Source organism: Xanthomonas populi (assembly GCF_002940065.1).
In the GTDB taxonomy this organism is placed as follows: Bacteria; Pseudomonadota; Gammaproteobacteria; order Xanthomonadales; family Xanthomonadaceae; genus Xanthomonas; species Xanthomonas populi.
The window spans coordinates 1-6987 of record NZ_MDEJ01000168.1; the positions used below are offsets into that span (position 1 = coordinate 1).

Below are 6987 nucleotides of genomic sequence, written 5' to 3' on the forward strand. Positions count from 1 at the left end.
GATCATGTCTGTCGTTCTCCGCTGGCAGGGCGTCAAGTCAATGATGGCAGATTGATGGGGTTTTTAGAGGCTCCTTTAAGTGAACGGCATGACGCCACGACGGGTTTTTTTTGCACCCGTCCATGCGGGATCGGTGAAGACGAAACAGATCCGGGACGATGCAACGAGCATTACGGATTGCGGTAGTGGGCTATGCCCCAGCGGGGCAGGCACTGGCCGTGCTGCTCGGTCTGATCATCGCCGCCGATGTGTCTGCATTGACCTTACGTGCGCAGGCGCAGGGTACGCGGCTGTATCGGGTGTATCCATGGGGTGCGTTGTGGTGTCTGTTGCCGCGCGAGGATTGGCCGTTTGTGGATCAGCTGCGGCAGCGTTATATCGGCGCGCGCAAGATGATCGGCCTGCTGCCGGTGGGCACGCGCCCGGGCGAGGACACGCCGCGACTGAGTTTTTTCTGGAGCCTGCCTTGCAGCGATTTTGCTGCGTGGGAAGAGCGCGGCATCACGGCATGGCGCGATGAAGTGGCGCAGATAGGGCCGGATGCGCATGCGCGTCTGGACACCGGGCAAGTACATAGCGCACTGGCGCGTGCGAGTTACTGCGATGCTGTAGTGACGCGCTGGCATCGCGGCCGTTTCGTGCTGGCCGGCGATGCCGCTGTTGCGCGTGCTCAGCGGCACCCAGCACGGCTGGTTCAGCAAGCTGGCGTTGGCGCTGGAGTTTGTGGGAGCGTTGTCGCAGCCTGTGCAGCGTGTTGCCGTCGACAAGGTTGAAGCGGCCGCGTCGTCGCAGCGTCGGTCAGCGTGTTGCTGCGCTCGCTAGCGCACCGGCAACGCCACCGCGTCGCCTTCCACACACGCGATCAGGCGCTCGCCTTCGATCGGCGTTGGCACGATGCCGGCAGTGAAATGCGAGAACGCCGGCAGGATGGTGACGCGCTCGCGCAGCCAGAACGCCGGCCAACGGCGCGACATGCCGGGCAGCGCGGCCAGCGGGTGCAGATGCCCGCACAGCACATGGCGGCTGGGATGTGGCAAGGGATCGTGGCGTAGCACGAACGGGCCGTTTTCGACCTGTTCGCCAGCCGCTTCGATATGCAGATCGGCACCTGTCAACGCGCGGTCGTGGTTGCCGCGAATGGCGATCACGCGCAACGCGCAATGATGCTCGCGCCAGGCGCTCCAGCGGCGATGCCAGGCTGCGCGCGGTGCAGGTCCGTGTAACAGATCGCCGAGAATCCACAGCGCATCCACAGCGCGTTGTGCCAGCAGCGCATCCAGCCGGTCCAGATCGTGCCCGGTGCCGCCAGCCGGTAGCCCGATGCCCGCGCGGCGGAACACATCGGCCTTGCCCAGATGCAGGTCGGCGATCAACAAGGCGCGTTGTGCTGGCCGATACAGCGCACGCTCGCCGAGCAATTCCACCGTCTCGCCGGCCAATTGTAATTGCACGCTATCGCCCATGTTTGCGCTCCAGTTGTTCGGCAGCACGCAACACGCGTGCCTTCCAGTCTTCGGTACTCAGTTGGCCGCGCGCACGTTCGGCCCATAACGGAAACGACAACGGGGTGAGGCTGCGCGGTTGGCACAGGCGTAGTTCGCGGCGTGCGCAATCTTCCAATGCATGCGCGAGTCGTGCCAATTCGAGCTGGCCTTCGAACACTTCGCGCTCTGCCTGAGCAAGCAGCAGATGATCGGGATCGAAACGCTGCAACACGTCGTACAGCAAGCCGCTGGAGGCCTGCAGCTGACGCAGGCTGCGTGGTACACGGCCGGGCAGCGATGGCGACAGCAACCCGGCGACGCGTGCGATCTCGCGGAACTGGCGACGTGCCAACTCGCCCAGGTTGAGGCTGTCTCGCAGAGCGTCGAGCAATCCGGCCGGCGACAGCAAACCCTGCAACACGCTGGCATCTAAGTCCACGTCCTGCGCGGGCGACAGCACGAAACCGTAATCGTTAGCGGCAAAAATAAAGGTGTTGCGCTGACGCCGACCCCAGCGCGCAGCGAGCAATGCGGCCAACCCTTCGTTGACCTGGCGGCCGGCGAACGGATACACGAACACATGCCGGCCATCGCGCGCCTTGATGCTTTCCACCAGCAGGTGGTCCGGGCCGGGCAGCGAGGACAGCGATGACTGCAAGCGGAGCAACGGCGCCAGTGCCTGCATTTCCGGCGCATCGCCGGGATCGGCAAACACCGCTTCCACCTCGCGGCCTAATGCCGACGACAACGGCATGCGCCCGCCCATCCATTTCGGCACCACACCGCTACCGCCCTTGGCGACGCGCACGTAGGCAGTCATGTCTTCGAGCCGCACCAGTTCCAGCAAACGCCCGGCGAACTGGAACCGATCGCCACGGCGCAGACGGCCGACGAATTGCTCTTCCACCGCACCCAGCCGGCCGCCGCGCAGAAATTGCACGCGCACGCTGCCATCGCTGCTAATCGTGCCGATGGACAAGCGATGCCGTAGTGCGACGCGCCGATCGACGACGCGATACACGCCATCTTGGTCGCGGACGACTTTATGGAAATCCGGGTAATGCGCCAGCGCACTGCCGCCTTGCACGATAAAGTCGAGCACCGCTTGCCAGGTGGTTTTATCCAGTGCCGCAAATGCGTCGGTGCCGCGCACTTCTTCAAACAAGGCATCGGCTTGAAAACCGCCACCGAGTGCGAGCGTGACGCAGTGCTGCGCCAACACATCCAACGACAAACGCGGCGGCGGTCGTGCTTCGATATGACCATGCACGATCGCGCGGCGCGCCGCAGCATATTCCACCAGTTCCAGCGCATGCGAAGGCACGCACACCACGTGCCCGGATTCGCCTGGGCGGTGACGCGCGCGGCCGGCGCGTTGCAGCAAGCGCGCAACGCCTTTCGGGCTGCCGACCTGCAGCACTTGATCGACAGCCGGAAAGTCCACCCCCAGATCCAGACTGGACGTTGCGACCACGCAGCGCAGGCTGCCGTCGCGCAAACCTTGTTCGGCCGCTGCGCGCAGCGATGGATCCAGCGAGCCGTGATGCAACGCGAGCGTGGCCGGATCGTCCGGCCACACCGCGCTCAAGGCCTGATGCCACAACTCCGCCTGCGCGCGCGTGTTGGTAAACACCAGGCTGGTGCGCTGCTGCATGATCTTTTGCAGCACGCGCGCCAGCTGCGCCAAGCCCAGATGCCCGGCCCAGGGAAAGCGTTCGCCACTCTCGGGCAGCAACGTCTCCAATGTCATCGCGCGTGGTTTGACGCCAGAGACCAATGCGGCATCCGGGCGATGCGGCAACAGCACGTCGCGTGCCTGCGCCAGGTTGCCCAGCGTGGCCGACAAGCCCCAGATGCGCAGCTCCCGCGCCCAACCGCGCAGGTGGGCCAAGCATAATTGCAACAGCACGCCGCGCTTGTTGCCGAGCAGCTCATGCCACTCGTCGACGATCACGCAACGCAGCGACGACAACTGTGGCGCGGTCTCCGGATACGACAGCAACAACGCCAACGATTCGGGCGTGGTGACCAGCACATCGAGCCAGCCGCTGCGCGCCAGCCGCTTGTCGCGCGCGCTGGCATCGCCGGTGCGCAAGCCTACCTGCCAATCCAGCCCCAATGCCTCCATCGGTTCGCGCAGGGCGCGGGCGGTATCGGCGGCGAGTGCGCGCAAGGGGGTGATCCAGAGCACTTGCAGCGTGCGTTGTTGCTGACGGCGCGTGGTTGTCGTGACAGATTTGATCGGCGTGCGGCGCCCGCGTGCGGCCAACGCTTCCAGCAGCGGACCACCGAACGCCGCCAGCGTTTTGCCGCTACCGGTTGGCGTATGCAGCAAACCGGATTCGCCATCGAGATAGCGCTTCCACACATCGCGTTGAAACGGTAACGGCGCCCAGCCGCACTGCGCGAACCAGGCACGCCATTGCTGCAATGGTGTGCCGCGTGTCTGCTCTGCTGCGCTCATCGTGCCAGCGCCTGCAAGCTGCTCAGGTGATCGGCCTGACTCATCGGCTTGTCCTGACGCCAGCGCAAAATACGCGGAAAGCGCACCGCAATGCCGGACTTGTGCCGCTTGCTGCGGTTGACCGCTTCGAATCCTAACTCGAACACATGATGCGCAGTGACCGCGCGCACCGGGCCGAAACGCTCGGTGGTGTTGGCGCGGATCCAGCGGTCCAGTTGCAGAATCTCTTTATCGTCCAGACCCGAATACGCCTTGGCGATCGGCACCAGCTGGCCCTCATGCCACAGCCCGAAGGTGTAGTCGGTGTACAGCGTGCTGCGCCGGCCATGACCGGCTTGCGCATACAGCAGCACCGCATCGATGGTGAGCGGGTCGATCTTCCATTTCCACCAATCGCCGCGCCGGCGACCGGATTGATAGAGCGATTTGGCGCGCTTGAGCATCAGCCCTTCCACGCCGCGCTCGCGCGCATCCAGGCGCACCTGCGCCGCAGCCTGCCAATCGCCGACCTGCACCAGCGGCGAAGCGACGATACGCGGGTCGGCGAGCGTGGTCAGTACGCTTTCCAGCAATGCGCGACGCTCCTGCAATGGACGCTCGCGTAAATCCTCGCCAGCCAGCTCAAGCAGATCGTAGGCGACCACACGTGCTGGCGCTGCCGCCAATGTCTTTGGTCCGGGCTTGAGCCGTTGGATGCGTGTCTGCAAGGCGGTGAACGGCATCGGTAATGGCTGCTCCGGTTGCCAGGCCAACAGCTCGCCATCGATGACGGTGCCCTCGGGCAACCGCATCGCGGCGTGTTCGATTTCCGGAAAGCGGCCATCCAGACGTTCTTCGCCGCGTGACCACAATGCCGCTTCGCCAGCGCGTCGAATCAGCTGCAGGCGAATGCCGTCCCATTTCCATTCCAGCAACCAATCATCGACCGTGCCCAACGTTTCGACTTCGGCTTCCAGTGGCGATGCGAGAAAGAACGGGTAGGGCTGCTGACGATCGCCGGGTAATTCTTCTGCGCTCAGCAGATTGGCGAGATAGGTGGGATGCTGTCGCCAGCTGCCTAGCATGCGCTGCGCGATGCGCGCAATCTCAATGCCCGATAACTCGGCCAGGGCTTGTTGCACCAGTCGCTGCGACACGCCCACACGCAGCGCGCCGGTCAGCAGTTTGTTGAACACCAGGCGCTCGTCGAAGGCAAGACTGCGCCACGCGTCCACGATGCACGCCTTGCGCACATCGACGTCTTGATTGGCGATCGGTAGCAAGCGCTGTTCGATCCAGTCAGCCAATGCCAGGTCGGCCGCTTCAGTGACCGGATCATCCAACAACAAGGCCAGCGTTTCGGCCAGATCGCCGACATGGTCGTAGCTGTCTGCGACCAACCACGCGGCGATGCCTGCGGTTTCGGTAATCCACTCGCGTAATTCGCCGCTGCTGGCGATGCGCATGCGCGTGCTGGCCACTTTGCCGCCGGCCAGCAGATACAGCGCCCAGGTCGCATCAAGTGGTGGCGCACTGCCGAAATAACGGACCAGCGCCGCGCGCTTGTCGAGCGTGCCGATGCTGCGATCCAGCGTGCGGTACAACGCGGCAAATCGCTTCACGGCAGCGCCTGCACAGGTGTGCATTTGTCTGCGGCGCACAGTGCCAATGCGCGTTGCGTAAACGCACTCAGGTTGCGCGGGTGCCGCTGCGGCGGCGGTGGCGGTGGTCCGACAATGGCTGCGGGCACAGCGCGATGAATGCGAAACAGCAAGGCATGCCGACCAAACGCGAGTGCGCCACTCAAACGCATGCGTGGGCGTGCGCGGACATAGCGGCGTGTGGGCAAAGGATTCATTCCTCGGCTCCGAAATCGGTGCGGAATGCTTCGGCCGCGACACCGCGTTCCATTAGATGCTGGATCAAGGCATCGGTGTTGCCATGGGTGGCGATCACGCGCCGCGCGCCGGTCTCTTCGATGGTGCGCAACAGGTCCGGCCAATCGGCATGATCGGACACGACAAAGCCGCGGTCGTAACTGCGCCGACGGCGGTTGCCGCGAATGCGCATCCAGCCCGATGCAAAACCTTGTTGCGCATGCCGGAAGCGACGTATCCAGGCGCTGCCGGCAGCAGACGGCGGCGCCAATACCAATTGCCCGGCATAGTCGGCGTCGCGCGCATGTTCGCTGACCGGTTGGGTGTCCAGCATCGGGGTGCCGGCTTGGCGATACACCTCTACGCCCACCGCGATCGCGCCATGCAACAACGCCGGTTGCGTGTCCCAGGCGCGTAATTCCGCCAACACGCGTTGCGCCTTGCCCAGTGCATAGCAATACAAAATCGCCGCCTCGCCGCGCTCGGCGCATTCGTGGCGCCAGGCGACGATATCGGCCGCTACCTCGGAGGTGTCCGGCCAGCGATACACCGGCAGCCCGAAGGTCGCTTCGGTGATGAAGGTGTCGCAGGGCACCACTTCGAACGGTTTGCAGGTGGGATCGTACTGGCGTTTGTAGTCGCCCGAAGCGACCCAGACTTCGCCATCCACTTCGATGCGCACCTGCGCCGAGCCGAGCACATGGCCGGCCGGATGCAGCGACACTCGCGCACGCCCCAAGCGAAACGCTTCACCATCGGCATGCGTGTGATAGATCTGCTCGCCGAGGCGCCATTGCAGGATCGGCAAACTTTCGTGCGTGCAGTGGTACTGCCCCATGCCGCTGCGCGCGTGGTCGCCATGCCCGTGGGTGATCACCGCACGCGGTACCGGCCGCCAGGGATCGATATGGAAGTCGCCCTGCGGGCAGTACAGACCCTCGGGCCCAAGCACCACCAGATCGCCAAGTTTGTCGTTGCCGTTGCGCATGCCGCAACTCTGGCCAAGCCGGTGTGCAGATGCTGAGAATGGGATTGGCACGGGTCGGTGCAGCGCCTCGACACGCGCCCGCACAGCGAGGTTCTTGGGTGGACGACTGTTTCATTATAAGGGCACCTCGAACAACCAAGTCGTAGCCGTGGTGACACGCACTGGATGATGACCATACCTTCAAAAAATCAGCGA

The 6987-nt window shown here is 64.2% G+C and carries 5 protein-coding genes and 1 pseudogene; 1 reads left to right on the plus strand and 5 read right to left on the minus strand.

What is annotated here, in order from left to right; genetic code table 11:
• Nucleotides 1-230: 230 nt before the first annotated feature.
• A pseudogene (locus XpopCFBP1817_RS18460) lies at nucleotides 231-822 on the plus strand (hypothetical protein); the annotation flags it as partial.
• On the opposite strand, the gene pdeM reads toward XpopCFBP1817_RS18460, so the two are convergent.
• Genes pdeM through XpopCFBP1817_RS18485 form a run of 5 tightly spaced genes read right to left on the minus strand, consistent with a single transcriptional unit; the run spans nucleotide 819 to nucleotide 6792 of the window.
• Nucleotides 819-1463 carry a ligase-associated DNA damage response endonuclease PdeM gene (gene pdeM / locus XpopCFBP1817_RS18465; RefSeq protein ID WP_128418226.1) on the minus strand — a complete coding sequence of 215 codons (645 nt, stop codon included), beginning with the start codon at nucleotides 1461-1463 and terminating at the stop codon, nucleotides 819-821. The pseudogene XpopCFBP1817_RS18460 and the gene pdeM sit on opposite strands and share 4 nt — an antisense overlap.
• Nucleotides 1453-3948, minus strand: coding sequence for a ligase-associated DNA damage response DEXH box helicase (locus tag XpopCFBP1817_RS18470; protein ID WP_128418227.1), 2496 nt, complete (start codon nucleotides 3946-3948; stop codon nucleotides 1453-1455). Before XpopCFBP1817_RS18470 ends, pdeM begins: the two co-directional genes overlap by 11 nt.
• The gene (locus XpopCFBP1817_RS18475) at nucleotides 3945-5549 is read right to left on the minus strand and encodes an ATP-dependent DNA ligase (RefSeq protein WP_128418228.1); all 1605 of its coding nucleotides are present in this window, start codon (nucleotides 5547-5549) and stop codon (nucleotides 3945-3947) included. The genes XpopCFBP1817_RS18470 and XpopCFBP1817_RS18475 overlap by 4 nt, the downstream gene beginning before the upstream one ends.
• Complete coding sequence (locus XpopCFBP1817_RS18480; protein ID WP_128418229.1) at nucleotides 5546-5785, minus strand: hypothetical protein; 240 nt, start codon at nucleotides 5783-5785, stop codon at nucleotides 5546-5548. Before XpopCFBP1817_RS18480 ends, XpopCFBP1817_RS18475 begins: the two co-directional genes overlap by 4 nt.
• Nucleotides 5782-6792 (minus strand): ligase-associated DNA damage response exonuclease, encoded by a 1011-nt coding sequence (locus tag XpopCFBP1817_RS18485; protein ID WP_128418230.1) that lies wholly within the window; start codon nucleotides 6790-6792, stop codon nucleotides 5782-5784. Before XpopCFBP1817_RS18485 ends, XpopCFBP1817_RS18480 begins: the two co-directional genes overlap by 4 nt.
• Nucleotides 6793-6987 lie beyond the last annotated feature (195 nt).